21 protein-coding genes and 1 tRNA gene are annotated in these 21,831 nt (G+C 70.3%); 11 read left to right on the forward strand and 11 right to left on the reverse strand.

The annotated features are described in order from the left end of the window. Window positions 1-520: 520 nt before the first annotated feature. Complete coding sequence (mfd, locus tag ASG45_RS15060) at window positions 521-4,108, reverse strand: transcription-repair coupling factor (RefSeq protein WP_055839622.1); 3,588 nt, start codon at window positions 4,106-4,108, stop codon at window positions 521-523. Between the two features lie 117 nt (window positions 4,109-4,225). Between mfd and ASG45_RS15065 the strand changes: the two genes are divergently transcribed. Next, a complete protein-coding gene (locus tag ASG45_RS15065; protein ID WP_055839625.1) occupies window positions 4,226-4,708 on the forward strand; it encodes a hypothetical protein in 483 nt (160 codons plus the stop codon). A 114-nt stretch (window positions 4,709-4,822) separates the two neighbouring features. Further along, window positions 4,823-5,332 (forward strand): hypothetical protein, encoded by a 510-nt coding sequence (locus ASG45_RS15070; RefSeq protein ID WP_055839628.1) that lies wholly within the window; start codon window positions 4,823-4,825, stop codon window positions 5,330-5,332. 72 nt (window positions 5,333-5,404) lie between these two features. On the opposite strand, the gene pth is transcribed toward ASG45_RS15070, so the two are convergent. Both pth and ASG45_RS15080 read right to left on the reverse strand, forming a co-directional pair. Beyond that, entirely contained in the window at window positions 5,405-5,989 is a 585-nt protein-coding gene (pth, locus tag ASG45_RS15075; protein ID WP_055839631.1) for an aminoacyl-tRNA hydrolase, read from the reverse strand. Window positions 5,990-6,096: 107 nt separating this feature from the next. Then, window positions 6,097-6,723, reverse strand: a complete 627-nt coding sequence (locus ASG45_RS15080; protein WP_055839634.1) for a 50S ribosomal protein L25/general stress protein Ctc — start codon at window positions 6,721-6,723, stop codon at window positions 6,097-6,099. A gap of 394 nt (window positions 6,724-7,117) precedes the next feature. On the opposite strand from ASG45_RS15080, the gene ASG45_RS16735 reads away from it, so the two are divergent. After that, window positions 7,118-7,243, forward strand: a complete 126-nt coding sequence (locus ASG45_RS16735) for a hypothetical protein (protein ID WP_258027492.1) — start codon at window positions 7,118-7,120, stop codon at window positions 7,241-7,243. 6 nt (window positions 7,244-7,249) lie between these two features. On the opposite strand, the gene ASG45_RS15085 is transcribed toward ASG45_RS16735, so the two are convergent. Next, window positions 7,250-7,960 carry a FadR/GntR family transcriptional regulator gene (locus tag ASG45_RS15085; RefSeq protein WP_055839637.1) on the reverse strand — a complete coding sequence of 237 codons (711 nt, stop codon included), beginning with the start codon at window positions 7,958-7,960 and terminating at the stop codon, window positions 7,250-7,252. 128 nt (window positions 7,961-8,088) lie between these two features. On the opposite strand from ASG45_RS15085, the gene ASG45_RS15090 reads away from it, so the two are divergent. The 6 genes from ASG45_RS15090 to ASG45_RS15115 all read left to right on the forward strand — a co-directional run bounded on the left by ASG45_RS15090 (window position 8,089) and on the right by ASG45_RS15115 (window position 14,509). Continuing rightward, the gene (locus ASG45_RS15090; protein ID WP_055839640.1) at window positions 8,089-9,492 is read left to right on the forward strand and encodes a GntP family permease; all 1,404 of its coding nucleotides are present in this window, start codon (window positions 8,089-8,091) and stop codon (window positions 9,490-9,492) included. A 109-nt stretch (window positions 9,493-9,601) separates the two neighbouring features. Continuing rightward, a complete protein-coding gene (locus tag ASG45_RS15095; protein ID WP_055839902.1) occupies window positions 9,602-10,084 on the forward strand; it encodes a gluconokinase in 483 nt (160 codons plus the stop codon). Between the two features lie 87 nt (window positions 10,085-10,171). Continuing rightward, window positions 10,172-11,767 (forward strand): NADP-dependent phosphogluconate dehydrogenase, encoded by a 1,596-nt coding sequence (gndA, locus tag ASG45_RS15100; protein ID WP_055839643.1) that lies wholly within the window; start codon window positions 10,172-10,174, stop codon window positions 11,765-11,767. Between the two features lie 50 nt (window positions 11,768-11,817). Next, entirely contained in the window at window positions 11,818-12,243 is a 426-nt protein-coding gene (locus ASG45_RS15105; RefSeq protein WP_268773622.1) for a VanZ family protein, read from the forward strand. Window positions 12,244-12,248: 5 nt separating this feature from the next. Then, window positions 12,249-12,983, forward strand: coding sequence for a response regulator transcription factor (locus tag ASG45_RS15110; RefSeq protein WP_055839647.1), 735 nt, complete (start codon window positions 12,249-12,251; stop codon window positions 12,981-12,983). Beyond that, complete coding sequence (locus ASG45_RS15115; protein ID WP_327037596.1) at window positions 12,980-14,509, forward strand: sensor histidine kinase; 1,530 nt, start codon at window positions 12,980-12,982, stop codon at window positions 14,507-14,509. Before ASG45_RS15110 ends, ASG45_RS15115 begins: the two co-directional genes overlap by 4 nt. Before the next feature lie 10 nt (window positions 14,510-14,519). Here the strand turns inward: ASG45_RS15115 and ASG45_RS15120 are convergent, their stop codons facing one another. From ASG45_RS15120 to ASG45_RS15150, 7 genes are all read right to left on the reverse strand, one after another. Then, on the reverse strand, window positions 14,520-14,996 hold the full coding sequence (locus ASG45_RS15120; protein WP_055839652.1) for an NUDIX domain-containing protein: 477 nt from the start codon (window positions 14,994-14,996) through the stop codon (window positions 14,520-14,522). 79 nt (window positions 14,997-15,075) lie between these two features. After that, window positions 15,076-16,629, reverse strand: coding sequence for an FAD-dependent oxidoreductase (locus tag ASG45_RS15125; RefSeq protein WP_055839655.1), 1,554 nt, complete (start codon window positions 16,627-16,629; stop codon window positions 15,076-15,078). Next, complete coding sequence (locus ASG45_RS15130; RefSeq protein ID WP_055839658.1) at window positions 16,626-17,504, reverse strand: FAD:protein FMN transferase; 879 nt, start codon at window positions 17,502-17,504, stop codon at window positions 16,626-16,628. Before ASG45_RS15130 ends, ASG45_RS15125 begins: the two co-directional genes overlap by 4 nt. 5 nt (window positions 17,505-17,509) lie before the next feature. Then, entirely contained in the window at window positions 17,510-18,004 is a 495-nt protein-coding gene (locus ASG45_RS15135) for an FMN-binding protein (protein ID WP_055839661.1), read from the reverse strand. A gap of 154 nt (window positions 18,005-18,158) precedes the next feature. Continuing rightward, window positions 18,159-19,193, reverse strand: coding sequence for a ribose-phosphate diphosphokinase (locus ASG45_RS15140; RefSeq protein ID WP_055839665.1), 1,035 nt, complete (start codon window positions 19,191-19,193; stop codon window positions 18,159-18,161). Then, entirely contained in the window at window positions 19,183-20,631 is a 1,449-nt protein-coding gene (gene glmU, locus ASG45_RS15145) for a bifunctional UDP-N-acetylglucosamine diphosphorylase/glucosamine-1-phosphate N-acetyltransferase GlmU (RefSeq protein WP_055839667.1), read from the reverse strand. The genes ASG45_RS15140 and glmU overlap by 11 nt, the downstream gene beginning before the upstream one ends. Window position 20,632: 1 nt before the next feature. Further along, window positions 20,633-20,704: transfer RNA gene (locus ASG45_RS15150), tRNA-Gln, on the reverse strand. A gap of 138 nt (window positions 20,705-20,842) precedes the next feature. Here ASG45_RS15150 and ASG45_RS15155 point away from each other — a divergent pair. Further along, window positions 20,843-21,295: a MarR family winged helix-turn-helix transcriptional regulator gene (locus ASG45_RS15155; protein ID WP_181016034.1), complete on the forward strand. Its 453-nt coding sequence runs from the start codon at window positions 20,843-20,845 to the stop codon at window positions 21,293-21,295. Beyond that, window positions 21,292-21,804, forward strand: a complete 513-nt coding sequence (locus ASG45_RS15160) for a hypothetical protein (RefSeq protein ID WP_055839671.1) — start codon at window positions 21,292-21,294, stop codon at window positions 21,802-21,804. Before ASG45_RS15155 ends, ASG45_RS15160 begins: the two co-directional genes overlap by 4 nt. Window positions 21,805-21,831: the final 27 nt, after the last annotated feature.

Raw genomic sequence — 21,831 nt, forward strand, 5'->3', positions numbered from 1 at the left:
AATCTGACCAAACAGGAAGTCAAAACTGACTATCCAGATGCCAACCCCCAAAAAGAGGATTGGACTTTGATCCAAAGGAATTCTCGCGATCCGAAGACCGACGAGGATAAAATTGGCATTTGACAAGTGCACGCTGTTGAGTTCTCAAGGAACGGACGCACCCACAGAAACAATCTCTCGACCTACCCGTGAGGCAATTCACGCCTACGACCCACGACCCCTTGTCTCTCACCGTGGGACCTGTAGAAGATCAACGTCGTGAGAAGCGGGCCGAAGGCCAGACCAGAACGTTACACCATTCGGTGTGTGTTCTGGGTGGTTCACCACTTGAGAGGATGCGGGGCCTTTCGGCCGAGCCGCTCTCCCCTGTGGGGCGAACAAGTAAAAGACTACGTGCGGGACACCGACTCGGCGAATCCAGCCACATCCCGGGCGTGTCACGGCGCCGGATCACCGGAATGACGCGGGATTCGCCGCTCCCCCGGAGACCCGCCCCGTCACGGGTGCGGGTCTCATCTGATCAGACCGACGCGGGCTCGGAGGCCTTGTCGACCGGCAGCGGCCAGAGGGCGTCGAGCAGCTGACGCACCCACGCGAGGAGGTTCGCATCATCGGCATCCTGCGGAAGCGGAACCACCATGGCGTCTCCCCCCGCGACGAGCTTCGCCTTGGGGTACAGGCGCTGAAGGCGCACCCGCATGGAGTCGGCGAGGTTCGCCGGTGCGACCCGCAGGTTCGACCCCATCGCGACCACGTCGGCGAGACCCGCTTGCGCGGCCCGCCGGCGAAGTCGAGCGACGGCGATGAGCCCCTCGACCTCGGCCGGTGGCTCGCCATACCGGTCGCGGAGCTCCTCGACCACCAGGTCGATGGCGTCGTTCTTGGCCGTGGCGGATGCCGCCGCCGACAGCTTCTGGTACGCCTCGAGGCGCAACCGCTCACTGTCGATGTAGAACTCCGGCAGACGCGCGTCGATCGGCAGCTCCAGACGGAGCTCGGCGGGGCCGTCGACGTCTTCGCCGCGGAACGTCGACACGGCCTCGCCGATCATGCGCAGGTACAGATCGAACCCGACGCCGGCGATGTGCCCGGCCTGTTCGGCACCGAGCAGGTTTCCCGCGCCGCGCAGCTCGAGGTCTTTCAAGGCGACCTGCATGCCGCTGCCCAGGTCGTTGTTGACGGCAATGGTCTCGAGACGGTCGGCCGCCGTCTCGGAGAGCGGCTTCATCTCGTCGTACAGGAAGTACGCGTAAGCCCGGTCGCGCCCACGGCCCACGCGTCCGCGCAGCTGGTGCAACTGCGAGAGTCCGTACTTGTCGGCCCGGTCGATGATGATCGTGTTGGCGTTCGAGATGTCGAGGCCGGTCTCGATGATCGTCGTCGAGACGAGCACGTCGGCCCGGCGCTCCCAGAAGTCGTCGACGACCTGCTCGAGGGCGTGCTCCCCCATCTGCCCGTGCGCGACCACGACGCGCGCCTCGGGGACGAGTTCGGAGAGATGAGCGGCGACCCGCTGGATGGACGACACGCGGTTGTGCACGTAGAAGATCTGTCCCTCGCGCAGGAGTTCGCGGCGGATGGCAGCCGCCACCTGCTTGTCGTTACGCGGACCCACGTACGACAGGATCGGATGCCGGTCCTCGGGCGGAGTCGCCAGCGTCGACATCTCGCGAATGCCGGTGACCGCCATCTCGAGCGTGCGCGGAATGGGCGTGGCGCTCATGGCCAGGATGTCGACGTTCGTCTTGAGCTTCTTGAGAGAGTCCTTGTGCTCGACGCCGAACCGCTGCTCCTCGTCGATGATCATGAGACCGAGGTCTTTGAAGTGCACCTTCTCGGTGAGGATGCGGTGCGTTCCGATGACCATGTCGACGGTGCCGTCGGTGATCCCCGCCAGCGTCGCCCTCGCCTCTTTGTCGCTCTGGAAGCGCGACAACGGCCTAACCGTGACCGGGAAGCCCGCGAAGCGCTCCGCGAAGGTCTCGAGGTGCTGTTTGACCAGCAGCGTCGTCGGCACGAGCATGGCGACCTGCTTGCCGTCCTGGATCGCCTTGAAGGCGGCGCGCACGGCGACCTCGGTCTTACCGAAACCCACGTCGCCCGACAGCAGGCGATCCATGGGGATCGGCTTCTCCATGTCGGCCTTGATCTCGTCGATCGTCTGCAGCTGGTCGAGGGTCTCGGCGAACGGGAAGGCCTCTTCGAGCTCGCGTTGCCAGGGGGTGTCGGGTCCGAAGGCGTACCCCTTCGACGCCATGCGCGCCGAATACAGCTTCACCAGTTCGACCGCGATGTCACGGACCGCCTTGCGTGCCCGCCCCTTCGCCGCGGCCCAGTCGCCTCCGCCCATCTTCGACAGCGTGGGCGCCTCGCCGCCGACGTACTTCGACAGCAGGTCGAGCTGGTCGGTGGGGACGAAGAGCTTGTCGCCCGGGTACCCGCGCTTGGCCGGGGCGTACTCCAGGACGAGGTACTCCTTGGTCGTCTTGACCGCGTTGCGCCCGCCGCTCGACACCTCGCGCTGCGTGAGTTCGAGGAACTTGCCGATGCCGTGGGTCGCGTGCACCACCACGTCGCCCGGCTTCAGCTGCAGCGGGTCGACGACGTTGCGGCGGCGCGACGCCAGCTTCTTCGGGCCGCGGTTGTCGCCGCTGACCGAACGACCGTAGAACTCGGTCTCGGTGATGACGGCGAACTTCGCCTCGGGCAGGTGGAATCCGCGTTCCAGCGGTGCGCACACGACGTGCGCGACCCCCGGCTCGGGGGGCGTGCGCACCTCGTCGACGCGTCGCGCCGCGATGCCGCGCTCGGCCAGCACGTCGCGCGCTCGATCGACCATGCCGGGGCCCGACGCGGTGACCACCACGGACCACCCGTCGGCCAAGAGCTGTCCGACGTGCGACGTCGCGCCGTCGACATTGCCCTGGTACGAGGGGACGGGATCGGCCTTCACCCGGTACGCGGACTCATCACCGACCACGAGGCCCTCGTCTTCGGCATCCGCTGCGCCCGAGTCGAACGCGCTCAGCTGCCACCACACGCCGCCACGTCCGCTCGAGATCTCGTGCAGGTCGTGCAGGGTGACGAAGTCGCCCGAGTCGAGGTCGACGGGGGTGTCGGCGCCGGCGGTCGCCGCCGACCACGCGGCCTCGAGGAACTCGCGGTTGGTGTCACCCAGCGTGGTGGCACGCGCCGTCGAGCGCTCGGGGTCGACCAGCGCCACCGCACTGCCGCCCGGGAGGTAGTGGACGAGGGTGACGAGGTCGTCGACCAGCACCGGGATGAGGGACTCCATGCCCTCGGCGGGGATGCCCTCGGCCATCTTCTCGAGCAGCTGACGCAGACCCGGGTAGCCGTCGCGCAGGTCGGCGGCACGGGAGCGTACCTCGGCGGTGAGAAGGAGTTCGCGGCTGGGGTTGAGCGACACGGATGCCACGTCTCCCGGCAGAGAGCGCTGGTCGGCGACCGAGAAGGCCCGGATCTGATCGACCTCGTCGCCGAAGAACTCGACGCGGAAGGGGTGGTCGGCCACGGTGGGGAACACGTCGAGGATGCCTCCGCGCACGGCGAACTCGCCGCGCCGCGAGACCATGTCGACGCGGTGGTAGGCCAGCTCGACCAGGCGCATGATGACGGACTCGAGCTCGTGACCGCGTCCGCCCACGACGAGTTCGATCGGCTCGACGTCGCCGAGGCCGGGGGCCAGCGGCTGCAGGGCGCTGCGCACCGAGGCCGTGACGACGAGGGGTGCCCGCCCATCCCACGCCGCGATCCGCCGCAGCACATCGAGGCGGCGTCCGACCGTCTCGGGGCTCGGGCTGAGCCGCTCGTGCGGCAGCGTCTCCCACGCGGGGAAATGGAGCACCTGCGCACCCGGAAGGACGGCCTCGAGAGCCGGACCGAGCGACTCGGCGCGTCGGCCGGTCGGGGTGATCACGAGGACGGCACCCGGCTCACCCGCCGCCCGGCGTCGTTCGACGAGGCCCGCGATGACGGGGGCGTCGAGTCCGTCGACGAGGGAGAGAGACAGGTCGGCGGAGGCCGCAGAAGCGGCCTCACGGTACGACTCAGCCTGCTCGAGGGCGCGCACGATCCCGGGAACTGTCACTCGCAGAAGTCTACGCGGGGGTACCGACATCGGACCCGGCTGGACAGTCGTGGTCGCCCGTGATCGACACCCGGATCCGGCTCACCGTCCGCTCGGGCGTTCTCGTAGAGTGGCCGCATGTCCTCTCCGAGCGCCCCGAACGGCCCGGTCTTCGCCGCGCCGCACGTCGCGCCCCCGGCCGGCACGCTGCTGACTCCCCCGCCCGTCGCACGTCGAGGACGCCCCCTGGGAACCTGGGCGCTGCTGCTGTCGCTCATCGCCACGGTGCTGGCATCCGCCGTCGGAGGGTTCCTCGCCTTCCGCATCGCCCGGGGCGTCGGCCCCGACCTCCTGAACTCGACGACGGTCGACTGGCGGGTGTTCTCGCCGGTACGCGACCTGGTCCTCGCCGCGGAGGTCACGTTCTGGACGGCCACCGTCATCGGCCTCATCGCCTTCGTGCTGGGCGTGGTGGCCACGGCCCGCGACGCGGGTCGCGGCGCCGGCATCGGGGCGATCGTGGTGTCGGTGCTCGGCCCCCTTCTGTTCGCGGCGTTCATCGTGATCGCCGTCGTCGGTGGAGTCGCGACGATGCCGGCGGGCGGGGGCTCGGTCGTCTGAGCCCCCGCTACCGTGCTCCGGCGCGGCGCGTCCAGCCCGGGCGGTCACCCCGCCGTCGTTCCTACACTGGAGCGACGGGCGGATCCGGCCCGTCTCCGACCTGAGGAGGACACCGTGAGCAGCGTCACCCCACCGCCCCCCGAGCCCTACGACCCGCCCGTCGCGCGCGCCGGCGCCGCGGAGCCCGCGTACGGCGCACCCGCCGCACCGGCCTACGCTCCCCCGCCGTCGTCCCGAGGGGCGAAGGGTTCGCGGACCCTGGGCCTCATCGCGTTCCTCGCGTCGATGGTCGGCGTGGTCGTCGGCATCGTCTGCGCCCTCATCGCGGGCCTGCAGAGCGGTTCCCTGGCGCAGTACGCCGACGCCAGCGGCGAGATCGACCCGAGCACCCTCCCGCCCGGTACCGAACAGACCGCCATCCTGATCGCCGTCCTCAGCGTGACGGCCTTCGCGGTCTACGGCATCTTCGGCCTCTGGGGCTTCATCCAGGGCATCGTCGCGGCGGTCAAGAACCGCGGACGCGGCTGGGGAATCGCCGCCGTGGTCATCGCCGTGCTCGGCGGCATCGCCGTCATCGTCGCCTTCGTGGGCGGGGTCGGCCTGGGAGTGGCGCCCAGCATGTGACACCGACACATCGACGGCCCCGATCTCTCGAGACCGGGGCCGTCGTCGTTCGAACCCGCGCGGGTCGCGGTGTCAGCTGCGGGGGGCGTGGAAGCGCTGCTGCGCGGCCACCAGGCCCTCGTCGACGAGCATCTCCACCGCGTCCGCCGCATCGGACACGAGGATGGGGAGCGTCTGACGCTCGGTCGCGCTGAAGGGATCGAGCACCCAGTCCGCGGGATCCTGCCGCCCCACCGGCCGGCCGATGCCCACGCGCACCCGGGGGAACTCGGGCGTCGCCAGTGCCTTCGCGATATCGCGCACCCCGTTATGGCCGCCGTGGCCCCCGCCGGTCTTCAGCTTGATCGTGTCGTAGGGGATGTCGAGCTCGTCGTGCACGACGACCACGCGCTCGGGCTCGGTGCCGTAGAACCGGGCGAGGCCGGCCACCGGCCCGCCCGAGACGTTCATGAAGCTGTTGGGCTTGGCCAGCACGAGCTTCGCCGCGCCCGGCCGCAGCCAGGTCTCGACGACGCGCGCGTTCGCCTTGTGCGCGCGGAAAGCCTCGCGGCGGCGGGATGCCAGCTCATCCATGACCATCTGACCGATGTTGTGCCGGGTCGCCTCGTACCGCGGGCCGGGGTTGCCGAGACCGACGATCAGCCAGGTGTCTGCCATGGCATCCATCCTTCCGGGTCCGCGCTCGGACCCCGCACAGAGAAAACGAGGGGGCGCGAAAACGCGCCCCCTCGTGGTCGGCAGGCCGTGACGCGGCCCGCCGGAGATCAGTTCTGGTCGCCCTCGGCCTCTTCGGACTGCTCCTCGGCGACCTCTGCGTCGGCTTCGGCGATCTCTTCGTCGGCAGCGAGCGTGTCGAGGGGGACCGAGACGCCGATGATCAGCGTGTCGGGCTCGGTCACCAGAACCGCGCCGGCGGGGAGGGTCAGGTCGGCGGCGGTGATCTGCGTGCCGTCCTCGGCGCCCTCGACCGAGACCTCGATGTTCTGGGGGATGTGGGTGGCCTCGACTTCGAGCGACACCGTGGTGTTCTCGAGGTTGGCGACCGTGCCGGAGAAGGGCTCGCCGACGACCGTGACGGGCACGTCGACCTGGACCTTCTCGCCCTTGTTGATCACGATCAGGTCGATGTGCTCGATGATCTGACGCACGGGGTCCTTCTGCACGTCCTTGACGAGGACGAGCTGGCCCTTGCCGGCGATGTCGAGGTCGAGCAGCGCGTTGGCGCGACGGATGAGCAGCGCGACCTGGTGGCCGGGCAGCGCGACGTGCTGGGGCTCGGTGCCGTGACCGTAGATGACGGCCGGGATCTTGCCCGCGGCGCGGAGGCGACGGGCGAAGCCCTTGCCGAAGTTCTCGCGGAGTTCCGCGACGACCTTGTTGTCTTCCGACATGATGTTCTCCTCGCGGGTACGTGTCCCGCAGCTTGTGAGCGGACCGGGTCCGCGCGTGTGTGGTCTGGATTCGACTCGAACGCGATCGCGTGAGGAAAGCCGGAAGCCTGCATCACCGCGTCGATCACGGATGCCGCGTGCACCTGACGGTGCGCGGCATTCCCTCGCCGAAGTTCCCCGGAAGTCTACCAGCGCGCGACCGTCGGCACGACCCGCCCGGAGGTGGGCCTCCTCGACGCCCGTTCCGGGCTCGACGAGCTCCCGCGGCCACCACCCCGACCACCCTCACCGATGCGTGCGGCACCGCCGGGGGTGCGGAGCCGCGGAGGCGCACGGCGTCGGTTCGGTGGGCACGACGGTAGAGTCGAGAGGCCAATCGACCCGGAGGATCATCATGGACAGCGGCTTCTTCTCTCACGTCGTGCTCTGGGTCATCGGCGGCATCGCCGCGGTCGGCCTGGTCGGCACGGTCGGCGCCCTCTTCACCCTGGGCCGCTCGGCGGCGTACAAGAAGCACTGACGCCGTTCAGTCCTCTCGGGCCACGCCCCGCATGGCGTCGTCCGCTTCGCGGACGATCCACCGCATCGCGTCGGCGGCCTCATCAGCACGCCCGGCGGTCACGGCGAACGCCACGTCCTGATGCCAGCGCACCGCGTGCGGGTTGGCGTCGTGCGGCATGAGTTCGTGCAGCGTGCGCCCGACGAGCACGGATTCGACGACCGTGCCCAGCGCGGCGAACATCGCGTTGCCCGACGCGGAGAGCAGCGTCCGGTGGAACCGCACGTCGGCCGCGAGGTACTCCCCGCCGTCGGCGTGGTTCTCGGTACGCGCCATCTCCATGACGGCGGAGACGAGCTCCCGACGCTGCGCGTCGTCGGCGTGGACCGCCGCCCCGTGCGCCGCGAGCGGCTCGATGGCCGCGCGCAGCTCACCGAGTTCGCGCAGGTGCGCGTCGCGACCGGGTCCGGCGAGTCGCCAGGCGATGATCTCCGGGGCGTAGACGTTCCAGTCCGTCGCCGGCAGCACCTCGACGCCGGTCTTGCGTCGCACCCGCACCAGCCCCAGCGACTGCAGCACGCGCACCGCCTCGCGTCCAGCTCCGCGTGACGACCCCTCGGCGAGTTCGCCCGTGACCAGGCGCGACCCCGCGGCGATCTCGCCGCGCACGATGGCGGAGCCGACGCGGTCCACGAGTGCGTCGTGCAGGGTCGGCACGGGCGGACGGTCCATCGTCATCCCCCGATGATGACAGACGTCATCCGGACTGACAGACATATTTGTCGTGCAGAATTCGTCATCCTGTGCTTTTATGTACGACAAATAGACCCGCGGCATCGCTGCCGCCCGCCGGACCAAGGACGCTCATGGCCATCACCACCCTCTCCCCCGCGCTCGTGCTCGCCGCCGCCGACAGCGGTCCCGCCGCACCCGCCGGGCAGCTCATCACCGCCGCTCTCGTGGGCGTCGCGCTCATCGTGGTGCTGATCACGTGGGGCAAGCTGCACCCCTTCCTCGCCCTGACCATCGGCGCCCTGACCACCGGTGTCGTGGCCGGCATGGCGATCCCCACCACCGTGACGAGCTTCACCGGAGGCTTCGGATCCACCATGGGCGGGGTCGGAATCCTCGTCGCCCTCGGCGCCATCTACGGCAAGCTCCTCGCCGACTCCGGAGGAGCGGACCGCATCGTCGACACCCTCGTCGCCCGCGCCACCCCGCGCAGCCTGCCGTGGGTCATGGGGCTCATCGGCGCGATCATCGGACTGCCGATGTTCTTCGAGGTCGGCCTCGTGCTGCTGGTTCCCGTGATCATCCTCGTGGCCCGCCGCTCGGGTGTCGCCCTGATGAAGATCGCGATCCCCACCCTCGCCGGCCTTTCGGCGATGCACGGCCTCGTGCCCCCGCACCCCGGCCCCCTTGCCGCCATCGACGCTCTCGGCGCCAACCTCGGCCTCACCCTCTTCTTCGGCGTCATCGTGGCGATCCCCGCCGTCATCATCGCCGGCCCCCTGTTCGCGCCCCTCGCCGCCCGCTGGGCTCCGGTGCCCGTCCCCGAGCTCTTCCTCTCGGCCGAGGAGAAGGGAGACGAGCCCGCGCGACGCCCGTCGTTCGCCGCCACCCTCGGCAGCATCCTGCTACCCGTCTTCCTCATGCTGCTCAAGGCCGTCGCCGACATCGTCGCGCCGGGCTCGACCGACGCGTGGAAGGTCGTCATCGACTTCCTGGGCCTGCCGATCATCGCGCTGCTGCTCGCCGTGCTCGTCGGCTTCGTCGTCCTCGGCCGCGGCGCCGGCTTCGATCGCGCCCGCCTCACGACCGTCGTCGGCTCCTCTCTCGGTCCGATCGCCGGCATCCTCCTCATCGTCGGCGCCGGTGGAGGCTTCAAGCAGGTCCTCGTCGACACGGGTATCGGCAAGGTGATCGCCGACCTCGTCGCAGGTTCCAGCGTGTCGGTCCTGCTGCTCGCCTGGCTCGTCGCCGTGGTCATCCGCGTGGCGACCGGCTCGGCGACGGTTGCGACCATCACCGCCGCCGGCATCCTCCAGCCGCTCACCGAGACCCTCGACGCCCCCATGACCGCGCTGCTCGTTCTGGCGATCGGGGCGGGATCGGTGTTCCTCAGCCACGTCAACGACGCCGGATTCTGGCTCATCAAGGAGTACTTCGGTCTCGACATCCCGATGACCCTGAAAACATGGACCGTGCTGGAGTGCGTGATCTCGGTCACGGGCCTGGCCGGCGTCCTCGTGATCAGCGTGTTCGTCTGACCCGAGCGAAGGGAACCCCGAGATGACCTCCACACCGACCTCTGCCGCACACGTCGACGCCGAACGGCCCGCCGCGTCGTCGGCATCCGCTCCCCCCGTCCTCGTGTTCATGGGACCCGCTGGAACCGGCAAGTCCACGGTCGCCGGCATGCTCGCCGGTCGCCTCGGTTGGGACTTCCAAGAGGGCGACGACCTGCACCCGCAGGAGAACGTCGCCAAGATGGCGGCCGGTCACGCGTTGAACGACGACGACCGCTGGCCCTGGCTCGACCGGGTCGCCGGCTGGATCGACGGGCAGATCGCCGCCGGACGCCCCGGCGTCATCACGTGCTCGGCGCTCAAGCGCAGCTACCGCGACGTGCTGCGGCGCGACCAGGTGTCGTTCGTGCTGCTGATGGGCGACCCGAAGCTCGTGCTCGAACGTCTCCTGCGCCGCCAGGGCCACTACATGCCGCCGTCGCTGCTGACGTCGCAGTTCGAGACCCTCGAGATCCCGGATGCCGACGAGCAGGCGATCCGCATCGACCTCGACATGACACCCCAGGAGCAGGTCGACGAAGCCATCGCCCTGCTCCGCCTCGCCACCCCCTGAGAGACACGCGGTCGAGCCGATACAGTGGCAGCGGCAGCCCGCGTGCGCTCGCCCACCCCTTTCTCGCACCCGAATACGGAGCAACGAATGACGTCGACCCCCTCCCCGACCGGACCTTCGACCGACCAGGATCAGGCCCCTCACGAAGCCGCCCAGGTGCACGAGGGTGCGCCCGGCATCGAAGAGGTGGACCGCCCCACCGTCGAGGCCGACTCCCGCCCCCAGGGCGAGGGCGACGGCCGCGCCAACATCGGCGTCGTGGGCCTGGCCGTGATGGGCTCGAACCTCGCGCGCAACCTCGCCAGCCGCGAGGGCAACACGGTCGCGGTGTTCAACCGCAGCGCCGACAAGACCGAGCACCTCGTCGAGGCGCACCCCGAGGCCGAATTCGTCCCCTCGTTCTCGTACGCCGACTTCGCGGCGTCGCTGTCGGTTCCGCGCACGGCGATCATCATGGTCAAGGCCGGCCGCCCCACCGACTTCGTCATCGACGAGCTGGTGAAGGTGTTCGAGCCGGGCGACATCATCGTCGACGGGGGCAACGCCCTGTTCACCGACACGATCCGCCGCGAGAAGGCCGTGCGCGACACGGGCATCAACTACGTCGGGATGGGCGTTTCGGGCGGGGAAGAGGGCGCGCTGCTCGGCCCCTCGATCATGCCCGGCGGCTCCGACGAGGCCTGGGCCACCCTCGGCCCCATTCTGAAGTCCATCGCCGCGGTCGCCGAGGGCGAGCCGTGCGTGGCGCACGTCGGCCACGACGGCGCGGGCCACTTCGTGAAGATGGTGCACAACGGCATCGAGTACGCCGACATGCAGCTCATCGCCGAGGCGTACGACCTCATCCGTCGCGCCACCGGCAAGAGCCCGGCCGAGATCGCCGACGTGTTCGCCGAGTGGAACCGCGGGGAGCTCGAGTCGTACCTCATCGAGATCACCGCCGAGGTCCTGCGCCAGACCGACGCCGACACCGGCAAGCCCCTGGTCGACGTCATCCTCGACCAGGCCGGCGCCAAGGGCACCGGCGCCTGGACGGTGCAGACCGCCCTCGACCTGGGCGTCCCCGTCTCGGGCATCGCCGAGGCCACCTTCGCCCGGTCGCTGTCGAGCCACCCCGAGCAGCGCGAGGTCTCGCGCGAGCTCCCCGGCCCCTCGGGCACGGACGTGCTCGCGGGCGCCGACGCCGACGCGTTCATCGAGCAGGTGCGCCTGGCGCTGTACGCCTCGAAGATCGTGGCGTACAGCCAGGGCTTCGACGAGATCCGCGCCGGTGCCGCCCAGTACGACTGGAACATCGACCTGGGTGCCGTGTCGAAGCTGTGGCGCGGCGGCTGCATCATCCGCGCGCAGTTCCTCAACCGCATCGCCGAGGCCTACGACGCCGCCCCCGAGCTGCCCGTGCTGCTGACCGCTCCGTACTTCGTCGAGGCCCTGGGCCGCGCGCAGGACGCATGGCGTCACATCGTCTCGCTGTCGGCCGACAGCGGCATCCCGGCCCCCGCGTTCAGCTCGTCGCTGGCGTACTACGACGGCCTGCGCGCCGAGCGCCTGCCCGCCGCCCTCATCCAGGGTCAGCGCGACTTCTTCGGGGCGCACACGTACCGCCGCATCGACAAAGAGGGCACGTTCCACACCCTCTGGTCGGGCGACCGCACCGAGATCGAAGCCGAGGACACCCACTGATCAGGGCCCTCTCGAAGCGGCGGCGAGCACTGCTCGTCGCCGCTTCGGCGTTGTACGCGTTCGGTCTCTGGTGGATGACGCTGCGCCCCTCGATCTACGACGCCGGTGTGGGCGGCATCCTCACCGCCGTCCTGCGGGCGCTGGCGGCGTGGCCGCCCACCGCGTGGGTCACGTTCGACGTGGTGGAGTCCGCCTCGAACGTGGCGATGTTCGTCCCGCTGGGACTGCTCGTGCTCGGCTGGGGCGGGCGGTGGTGGCACGGCATCGTGATCGCTCTGCTGCTGAGCATCGCGATCGAGACCGCCCAGCTGGCGTTCCTTCCCACGCGCGTCGCCGATGCGCGCGACGTCGTCGCGAACACCCTCGGGGCCGGTCTCGGCGTGGTCGCGCTGGTCCTTCTCAGGCGCCTGCTGCCCGGCTCTCAGGATTCCCATAACCCACGCCATAGAAAGCTCATAGATACGCGAGCACAATGAGTTCCATGACCGCGACCGCCCCCGCCCCCGCCTTCACCCGCCCCGACGGGAGCGCCCTGCGGGTGCTCGTCGTCGATGACGAGCAGATGCTCACCGATCTGCTCTCGATGGCCCTGCGCATGGAGGGCTGGGAGGTGCGCACCGCCGGGTCGGGCTTCGACGCCCTGTCGGCCGCCCGCGACTTCGAACCGGATGCCATGGTGCTCGACATCATGATGCCCGACCTCGACGGCATGGCGGTGTTGCAGCGACTGCGCCACTCGGGCAACGACGTGCCCGTGCTCTTCCTCACCGCGAAGGACGCGGTGGCCGACCGCGTCGCCGGCCTCACCGCGGGCGGCGACGACTACGTCACCAAGCCGTTCAGCCTCGAAGAGGTCGTGGCGCGGCTCCGGGGCCTCATGCGGCGCGCGGGCACCGCACTCACCCGCGACTCCGAGCCCATCCTGCGCGTCGGCGACCTGTCGCTCAACGAAGACAGCCACGAGGTCGTGCGCGGGGGCCACGAGATCGAGCTGACGGCGACCGAGTTCGAGCTGCTGCGCTTCCTCATGCGCAACCAGCGGCGCGTGGTGTCGAAGGCGCAGATCCTCGACCGCGTCTGGAACTACGACTTCGGCGGACGCTCCAGCGTCGTCGAGCTGTACATCTCGTACCTGCGTAAGAAGATCGACGCCGGCCACGAGCCGCTCATCCACACGGTGCGCGGCGTCGGCTACATGATCAAAGCCCCCCAGTGAGCATTCCCCCGCGGCCGGCGCCGCCCGCCGCGACCGCGGGTGAGAGGTTCACGCGCCTCCGTCGGCCCTGGACCCTGCAGGCGCGCCTGATGACGGCGGTCATCGGCATGGTGGCCTTCATCCTCGTGATGATCGGCATCTCGACCAGCGCGATCCTCAGCCAGATCCTCTTCTACAACCTCGACGCCTCGGTCACCGATGCCGCCTCGTCGGTGCAGTCGCAGATCGGATTCCAGAGCACGGCCGAAGAGGTGCTCGAGGCGGGCCCCCGCGACCCCGGCACCCTGCTCGTGATGAACTCTCGCAACTCCCTCACCGGCGCCGTGGTCAGCGACGGCGGCGCGCGGGCCCTGACCACCGACGACCTCGGGCAGATCGCCGACAGCCTGCGCTCCACCGATCCCGCCGCGCAGACGGTGAACCTGCCGAACCTCGGCGAGTACCTCGTGCGCTCCTACAGCTCGCCCGGCGGCGTCGCGTTCCTCGTCGGTCTCCCCCTGTCCAACGTCACGGGCTACATCGGGGCCATCCTCACCACCGTCGCCCTCGTGACCGCCGGCGGCCTGCTGCTGCTCGCCGTCGTCATCGCCATCGTCATCCGTCTGGGGCTCAAGCCCCTGCGCGCCGTCGCCGAGACCGCCACGCGCGTCGCCTCGCTGCGCATGGACCAGGGCGACGTGTCGATCACCGAGCGCGTCCCCGCCGACCAGGTCGACGAGCACACCGAGATCGGTCAGGTCGGCCTCGCCCTCAACTCCCTCCTCGACACCGTCGACGCCTCGCTGACCGCTCGCCAGCGCAATGAGGAACTCATGCGCCGCTTCGTGGCGGATGCCAGTCACGAACTGCGCACGCCCCTGGCATCCATCCGCGGGTTCTCGGAGCTGTCACTGCGCGCCATGCGCCAGGCGCACGACGACGAGAGCCGCCAACGTATCGAGCTGGCCGTCGAGACCACCGAGCAGTCGCTCGAACGCATCCAGGCGCAGTCGCTGCGCATGACGACGCTCGTCGAGGACCTGCTGCTGCTGGCACGCCTCGACGAGGGGCAAGAGCTCGTCTACGGGTCGGTCGACCTCACCCGCCTCGCCGTGGAGGCCGTCGGCGACGCGCGTCCCGCCGGACCCGACCACGCCTGGACCATCGACGTGCCCGACCAACCGGTCGAGCTCGCCGGCGACTCCTCGCGTCTGCACCAGGTCGTCGCGAACCTCCTCGCCAACGCCCGCACGCACACGCCGGCGGGCACCGTGGTGGCCGTCTCGGTCGCCCACGAGGGCGACGAAGCCGTACTGCGCGTGCACGACGACGGCCCCGGGATCGACCCCTCGGTCGCCGCGCAGTTGTTCGAGCGCTTCGCCCGCGGCGATCGCTCCCGCGACCGCAAGACCGGCGGAACGGGTCTGGGGCTCTCGATCGCCCGCGCGATCGTCGAGGCGCACAACGGCACGATCGGCGTGCGGAGCACGCTCGGTGACACGACCTTCGAGGTGCGCCTGCCCGCGAAGCCCGCCGACCCCGTGTGAGCCGACGCGCTCAGTCGGCGCGGCGCTCGAAACGCGCGGGACCGGTCTGGCGGGCGGCGCGCACGCGCCCGGCCATCTCGGCGTCGAGGAGGGCGTCGACCTCGTCGAGGGCGAACCAACCGACCTCGGTCATCTCGCCGTCGACCGGCACCGGCTCGCCCGAGCGCCACGTGCAGGCGAAGACCAGGTCGAGGTAGTCGCTCTGATCGCCGTTGTCGTACGTCACGCGCGGGATCTGGTGCACCCATACCAGTCGGTCGACGTCGATGCGCACGCCGGCCTCTTCCTCGGCCTCGCGCGCCGCGGCATCGGCCGGCTCCTCACCCGGGTCGACGATGCCGGTGATCGGGGTGAGCCGACCCGAGTCGCTGCGGCGACCGAGCAAGACGTCGTCGCCGCGGACGATCACCGCGGTGACGCCGACGAGCGGCAGGGGCATGGTGCCGACGTGGCGGCGCAGCTCGAGGACGAAGTCGGGAGTGGGCACGCGTTCACTGTAGACCGAGCCCGGCGGACGGCCGGGTCGATCCCCCGCCGTCCGCCGCCGCATACGCCACCTCGGCCGCTCAGTACCCCGCGAACGCGTCGGTCGTGAGCGACTTCGCCTTCCCCAGGGCGGGTGCGAGAGCCGCGATCAATCGCGGCGGGCCCGATACGTAGGCCGCACGCTGCGCGAGGTCGGGAACGGCGCGCAGGAGCCCCTCGGCATCCACCCGATCGGGTCCCGCCCAGACCCACCCAGTCGGCAGATCGACCGGCTCGTCGGGCGAGAACACCACGACCGGGATGCCGCTGGCGACGATGTCGTCGCGGAACGCGAGCTCGTCCGACCCCGACACGACATAGGCGAGCACCGCGTCGCGACGCTGACCCGTGGCGGCGAGGTGCCGCAACTGCGACACGAACGGGGTCACGCCGATGCCGGCCGCCACCATCAGCACGGGCGCCGTGGGGCGCGCGGGGAGCACGAAGTCGCCCCACACGCCGGTCACCGCGAGCGTTCCGCCGGGCTCGACCGCGGCGAGGGCCTTCTTGTACGACGACTGCGAACCGTCCTTGAAGGCGATGCGCACCTCGGGCAGGTCTTCGGGGGCCGACGCGATCGAGAACTCTCGGCGCGTTCCGCGCCCGTCGGGGCGACGGTGGGGCACATCGAGCTCGAGGTACTGCCCGGGCGAGAACGAGAAGGGTCGCGCCGCGTGGAACGTCAGTTCGCGCACGGTGGGAGTGAGGTCCCGCCGCCGCTCCACACGCAGCCGCACCGCGGCACGCAGGCACAACAGGAACGCCACGAGGTTTCCGATCAGCAGGGCGCGCTCCTGACCGAGCGTGATCGCGCCGACCGCCAGCGGCCAGCCGGCCAGCACGCCGACCACGACCGCCACGACGTACTGCTGCGCGCGGCGCGGGGGCAGCGTCAGGGGCTCCGAGAGCATGAAGGCCCCCAGGAACAGGAACGGCGACGAGAACGCGACCTGCAGCAGCACAGCCGGCACATCGACGGGGAATCCCGCCGACTGGAACTGCACCGTCGTGCGCACGAAAGCGACCGTCATGGCCACGAGCCAGAAGGTCACGACCACGGGGAGCTTGTCGGTGCGCACCAGCAGCAGCACGCCCAGCACGAGGACGGGGGCCGCCATCCACGGCGAGCCGACCCACCAGGCGGAGGAGCCCAGATCGGGCGCCCAGATGCTGACGATGGTCAGCACGGCGGCTCCCGTGGCGGCCGGGTTGAAGATGTGGCGCCCGCGCCAGGCGAGCAGGTACTTCGATGCGGATGCCACGACACCCGCGAGCACGAGACCGGCGAGGCCGATGGGCTCCAGCGTCGGCCGCAGCACGAACAGCAGGATCGCGGCGGTGATCAGCGAGGACTCGAGCCGGCGCGGCATCCGGAGCAGGCTCTGCGCCGCGAGATCGGTGAGGGCGCACGCGAGCGCGAGCACCACCGCGCTGACGACGATCTCGAGCGGCTGCGGACCGACCTGGCCGGCGAACGACAGCACGAGCGCGATGAGCGCCAGAAGGCCCAGTGAGAACATCACGAGCCGGTACATCGAGACCCGGCCGATCAGGCCGAGCACGCGGGTGGAACCCGCGGTGAGGGTGGTGGTCACGAGAAGACCTCTCCGTCGAATCCGGGCGACCACTCCACGCGGCCGTCGGTACGCATGCGCACCCAGTGCGCCTTCCAGGTGGCGGCGAGCTCGGGCCCGCCGTCGAAGAACAGTGCCGTCGCGAGGGCGTCGGCCCGCATCGCGGTGTCGGCGAGCGCCCAGGTCGCCGCGAAGGCGCGCACGGGCGCTCCCGTGCGGGCGTCGAGGACGTGATGAAGCCCGTCTCCCCACGCGCGTCGGTTGATCGCCGAGGCGCACAGCGCGCCGTCGACCACGGTGGCCACGCCGATCGCGCGCGTCGAATCGTAGGGGTGCTCGAGGGCGACGCGGATCGGCGCCCCGCTCGCAGCCAGGTCTCCCGACCCGTCGACCACGACGTCGCCGTCGACGTGACGACGCACGGTCTCGTGCACGAGGTCGACCAGCCGCCCCTTGCCGAGGGCACCGACGTCGATCGTCGCGGGTGCGCGCAGGGCGAGCTGGTCGCTCCCCCACGTCAGGGTGTCGCGCCACGACGGTGCGGGCTGCGGCTCACCCCGGGGGGCGAGCGTGAGTCGCGCGTCGTAACCCAGACGGGCCAGCGAGTCGCCGACCAGCGGGTTGACCGCCCCGGCCGTCGCGGCGTCGAGCTCGTCGTACATCGAGAGCATGGCGTGCGCGTCGTCCGGGGCGGGCACGGATGCCGCCCGGCCCTCGGCGAGGGCCGACACCAGCGAGTCGTCGCGGAATCGCGACCACTCCCGGTCGAAACGCTCGACGACGGCCGACACCGCGTCGCGGGCGATCGGGGGCAGGGGGTGTGCCGTCTCGATCGCCCACGACGTGCCGATCGCGTCGAAGACCCAGGTCGAGCCCGTCGCGGTCGGAGTGGACACGAGGGTCAGGCCTTCGCCTCGGTCTTGATGGTGTCGACGGCCTTCATGAATCCGCCGCTGGTCAGCGACGAACCGGCCACCTTGCTCACCGAGATCTCGTCGAGCTTCTTGCCGACGACCTCGTCCTTGATACCGCCGATGAACTCGCCCTGGTAGCGCTGCGATTCGGCCGCCTGCGGGTCGCCCGTCACCGTGACGTCGGTGACGGTGTCACCGGCGAGGACGAGGGTGACGTCGACGGTCTCGACGCTCTCGGGGGTGGCGTACTGGCCGGTGGCCTCGTACGTGCCGTCCGTATAGGTCCCCGCGGCCGTCGAGCCGCCGGCGGCGGCGCTCGCGGTGGCGCTGGGAGCAGCACTCGCGGCGCTGGTCTCGGCGGGGGCCGCGGCATCGGTGGTGGTGGTACCGCCGGAGCACCCGGCGAGGGTGACGATTCCGGCGACGCCCAGCAGAGCGGTGCCGATGCGGACGGGACGGGGTACGGCTGTGGTGCGGATCATGAGGGTCCTCCTTCGGTCGTGCCTCGCGGCGCGTTCGTTCTCACGGTAGGGACACGACCTTGGTGGCGTTCCGGTTCACACCTTTGTGCGGGCTGTGAAGGAGGACGCGAAAACCCCCGCCTCGAACCGCAGGCGGGGGTTTTCGAACGGTCGCTTACGCGTCGCCGCCGAACATGCTCGTGACCGAGCCGTCCTCGAAGACCTCGTGGATCGCGCGGGCCAGCAGCGGCGCGATCGGCAGCACCGTGAGCCGGTCGAAGCGGCGCTCGGGCGGCAGCGGGACGGTGTCGGTGACGACGACCTCGTCGATCGCGGCATCCTGCAGTCGCTCGGTGGCCGGGTCACTGAAGATCGCGTGGGTGGCGGCGACGATGACCTTGCGGGCACCAGCGGCCTTGAGCGCCTGCGCGGCCTTCTGGATCGTGCCGCCGGTGTCGATCATGTCGTCGACCAGCAGGCAGGTGCGGCCGTTCACGTCACCGACGATCTCGTGCACCGAGACCTGGTTGGCGACCTTCGGGTCACGGCGCTTGTGGATGATCGCGAGCGGCGCGCCCAGGCTGTCGGACCAGGTGTCGGCCACGCGCACGCGGCCCATGTCGGGCGAGACGACCGTGAGGGTCTCGCGGTCTTCGCCGGTGAGCGTGTGCTGGAAGTGCTCGAGCAGCACGGGCTTGGCGAAGAGGTGGTCGACGGGGCCGTCGAAGAAGCCCTGGATCTGCGCCGCGTGCAGGTCGACGCTCATGATGCGGTCGGCACCGGCCGTCTTCAGCAGGTCGGCGACGAGACGGGCGCTGATCGGCTCACGGCCGCGGCCCTTCTTGTCTTGCCGCGAGTACGGGAAGTACGGAGCGACGACCGTGATGCGCTTGGCCGAGGCGCGCTTGAGCGCGTCGAGCATGATGAGCAGCTCCATGAGCCACTCGTTGACCGGCGGCCCGAAGGACTGGATGACGAAGACGTCGCACCCGCGGATCGACACCTCGAAGCGGGTGTAGATCTCGCCCGAGGCGAAGGTGCGGTGCTCGGTGGGGGCCAGTTCGGTGCCCAGGTGATGGGTGACCTGTGCGGCGAGGTCGAGGTGCGAGCGTCCGGACGCGACGACCAGCCGCTTCTTCGTCTTGGCGACGAGGCCGGGGGCGATGCCGTTGTCGCGGTCGAGATCTACACGATTCTTCTTACGAGCCATCGGCCGCTTCCTGTTCAGCCCGGGCCCGCGCGGCCACGTCGGCCGCCGCAGTGCCCGGTCGGTTCTTCTCGACCCACCCCTCGATGTTGCGCTGGGGTGCCACGCTGAGCGCCAGCGCACCGGCGGGGACGTCCTTGCGGATGACGGCGCCGGCGCCCGTCTTGGCGCCGTCTCCAATCGTAACCGGCGCGACGAAGACGTTGTGCGAGCCGCTGTGCACCTCGTCGCCGATCACGGTGCGGTGCTTGGTGAGATCGTCGTAGTTCGCGGTGATCGCTCCCGCGCCGAGGTTGACCCCGCGACCGATGTCGGTGTCGCCGATGTACGACAGGTGGGGCACCTTGCTGCCCTCGCCGATGGAGGAGTTCTTCACCTCGACGAACGTGCCGACCTTGCCGTTCACGCCGACGCGCGCGTTGGCGCGCAGGTAGGCGAAGGGGCCGACGGTGGCTCCCGCTTCGACGACCGCGAGCGTTCCATCGGTGCGCGTGATGGTGGCGTCCTCGCCCACCTCGCAGTCGACGAGGGTGGTGTCGGGTCCGATCGTGGCGCCCGAGGCGATCACGGTGGCACCGCGCACGTGCGTGTTGGGCAGGATCGTGACGTCGGGGGCCAGCGTCGCGGTGACGTCGATCCAGGTCGTGGCCGGGTCGACGACGGTGACGCCCTCGAGCTGCCACCGGCGCACGGTGCGGGCGTTGAGGGTGCGCCCCGCCTCTGACAGCTGCACGCGGTCGTTGACGCCGAGGGCCGCGGAGGCATCGGGGGTGACGGATGCCGCGACCCCGAGCTGCGCGTCGCGGAGGAGCCCGATCACGTCGGTGAGGTACTTCTCGCCCTGGGCGTTCGCGGTCCCCACGAGCGCCAACTGCGCGCGCAGGGGCGCTGCCTGGAAGACGTAGACGCCCACGTTGATCTCGGTGACCGCGGCCTCGTCGGCCGTGGCGTCTTTCTGCTCGACGATGCGGCGGACGCCGTCGGCGTCGTCGCGGATGATGCGGCCGTAGCCGAACGGCTGGTCGACGCGGGCGCTCAGGAGCGTGACGGCCGACCCTCCCGTGCGGTGAGTGGCGAGCAGCTCGGTGAGCGTTCCGGTCTCGAGCAGCGGCACGTCGGCGCTCAGCACGAGCACGTCGCCCTCGAACCCGCCGAGCGCCTCCAGCGCGGCCTCGACCGCGCGGCCGGTGCCCGGGACCTCGTCTTGATCGACGACGACGACACCCGGGGCGAGCTCGGCGACGGTGTCGGCGACCAGCTGCCGCTCGTGGCGCACGACCACGACGATGCGCGCCGGGTCGAGGGACGCCGCGGTGTCGAGCACGTGACCGACGAGCGGACGACCACCGACCGGATGCAGCACCTTGGGGGTGCGCGACCGCATGCGGGTACCTTGACCCGCGGCGAGGACGACGACGGCGAGCTCGGTCGGTGATGTCATGCTCCGCCGCCAGGATTCGAACCTGGACCTAACAGCTCCAAAGGCTGTCGTGCTGCCGTTACACCACAGCGGACCGTGCCCGCGGGCACCGGTCAAGTCTGCCAGACGACGCCGTCTCGCACGGGCGGCGCGACGCGACGCGACGGGCTCTCGACATAATGAGACGGTGAGCCGGGACAGCGACGAGGTCGACCGCATCGTCGATGCGTGGATGCATCAGCGCCCCGACCTCGATTTCTCCCCCCTCGAGGTGCTCTCGCGCGTCGCCCGCTTGTCGCGTCACCTGGACATCGCCCGCAAAGAGGCGTTCCGGCGCAGCGACATCGAGTCATGGGAGTGGGACGTGCTGTCGGCGTTGCGCCGTGCCGGCGAGCCGTATCAACTGAGCCCCAAGCAACTGCTGCAGCAGACCCTGGTCTCGAGCGGCACCATGACCAATCGCATCGACCGACTCGTCGCCCGCCGTTTCGTGCGCCGCGAGGCCGATCCGCAGGACGGACGGAGCATCCTGGTGACCCTGACCGAAGACGGACGCGTACGCGTGGATGCCGCGATCACCCGGCTCGTCGATGCCGAGGCCCTGCTGCTCGAGGGACTCTCGCGCGGCGACCGCGATCGCCTCGCGACGCTGCTGCGCAAGCTCAGCCTGGGGTTCGACGCATGAGCGCCCCGGTCGAGGCGCCGTCGGCGTGGACGCGCGTGAAGGCGTGGTTCGACGTGCGCTTCCGCTCTCCCGCCGCCATCTACGGCTTGATCGTGTTCGCCGCCTTCGTCACCATCGCCGACGACCACGCCGAATCGGTGTGGGAGGTGCTGCTGACGTCGACGGGTTCGCTGTTCGTGTTCTTCATCGCCCACGTCTTCGCGCACACGCTCACCGAGCACGCCACGCACGGCCTGCGCCACGCCACACGCGAGGGCATGCGTCACGGCGCGGGCATGCTCTACGCGTCGGTGCCCGCGATGCTCGTGCTCGTGTGGGCCGGCGCCACCGGCGTCTCGGTCAGCGACGCGGCCGAGCTCTGCGGGTGGACCACGTTCCTCGTGCTCGCGCTCCTCGGGTACAGCGCCTACCGGCGCCGAGGCGCGGGTCTGCTCGGCCGCCTGCTCGGGGGCTTCGCCACGGCGTGCCTCGGCATCTTCATCGTGCTGCTCGAGCTCGTCATCCACTGAGTCCCGCGCCGCCGCGCGCGGCACGTG

The sequence above is a fragment of the Microbacterium sp. Leaf436 genome (assembly GCF_001424715.1).
Taxonomy (GTDB): Bacteria; Actinomycetota; Actinomycetes; order Actinomycetales; family Microbacteriaceae; genus Microbacterium.

Excerpts from the sequence above, each read along its gene's own strand:
- ASG45_RS15065 (WP_055839625.1), top strand. The coding sequence starts at position 4,226 with ATGTCCTCTCCGAGCGCCCCGAACGGCCCGGTCTTCGCCGCGCCGCAC.
- pth (WP_055839631.1), bottom strand. The coding sequence starts at position 5,989 with ATGGCAGACACCTGGCTGATCGTCGGTCTCGGCAACCCCGGCCCGCGG.
- ASG45_RS15080 (WP_055839634.1), bottom strand. The coding sequence starts at position 6,723 with ATGTCGGAAGACAACAAGGTCGTCGCGGAACTCCGCGAGAACTTCGGC.
- ASG45_RS16735 (WP_258027492.1), top strand. The coding sequence starts at position 7,118 with ATGGACAGCGGCTTCTTCTCTCACGTCGTGCTCTGGGTCATCGGCGGC.
- ASG45_RS15085 (WP_055839637.1), bottom strand. The coding sequence starts at position 7,960 with ATGACGATGGACCGTCCGCCCGTGCCGACCCTGCACGACGCACTCGTG.
- ASG45_RS15090 (WP_055839640.1), top strand. The coding sequence starts at position 8,089 with ATGGCCATCACCACCCTCTCCCCCGCGCTCGTGCTCGCCGCCGCCGAC.
- ASG45_RS15095 (WP_055839902.1), top strand. The coding sequence starts at position 9,602 with ATGGGACCCGCTGGAACCGGCAAGTCCACGGTCGCCGGCATGCTCGCC.
- gndA (WP_055839643.1), top strand. The coding sequence starts at position 10,172 with ATGACGTCGACCCCCTCCCCGACCGGACCTTCGACCGACCAGGATCAG.
- ASG45_RS15110 (WP_055839647.1), top strand. The coding sequence starts at position 12,249 with ATGACCGCGACCGCCCCCGCCCCCGCCTTCACCCGCCCCGACGGGAGC.
- ASG45_RS15135 (WP_055839661.1), bottom strand. The coding sequence starts at position 18,004 with ATGATCCGCACCACAGCCGTACCCCGTCCCGTCCGCATCGGCACCGCT.
- ASG45_RS15140 (WP_055839665.1), bottom strand. The coding sequence starts at position 19,193 with ATGGCTCGTAAGAAGAATCGTGTAGATCTCGACCGCGACAACGGCATC.
- glmU (WP_055839667.1), bottom strand. The coding sequence starts at position 20,631 with ATGACATCACCGACCGAGCTCGCCGTCGTCGTCCTCGCCGCGGGTCAA.
- ASG45_RS15155 (WP_181016034.1), top strand. The coding sequence starts at position 20,843 with ATGCATCAGCGCCCCGACCTCGATTTCTCCCCCCTCGAGGTGCTCTCG.
- ASG45_RS15160 (WP_055839671.1), top strand. The coding sequence starts at position 21,292 with ATGAGCGCCCCGGTCGAGGCGCCGTCGGCGTGGACGCGCGTGAAGGCG.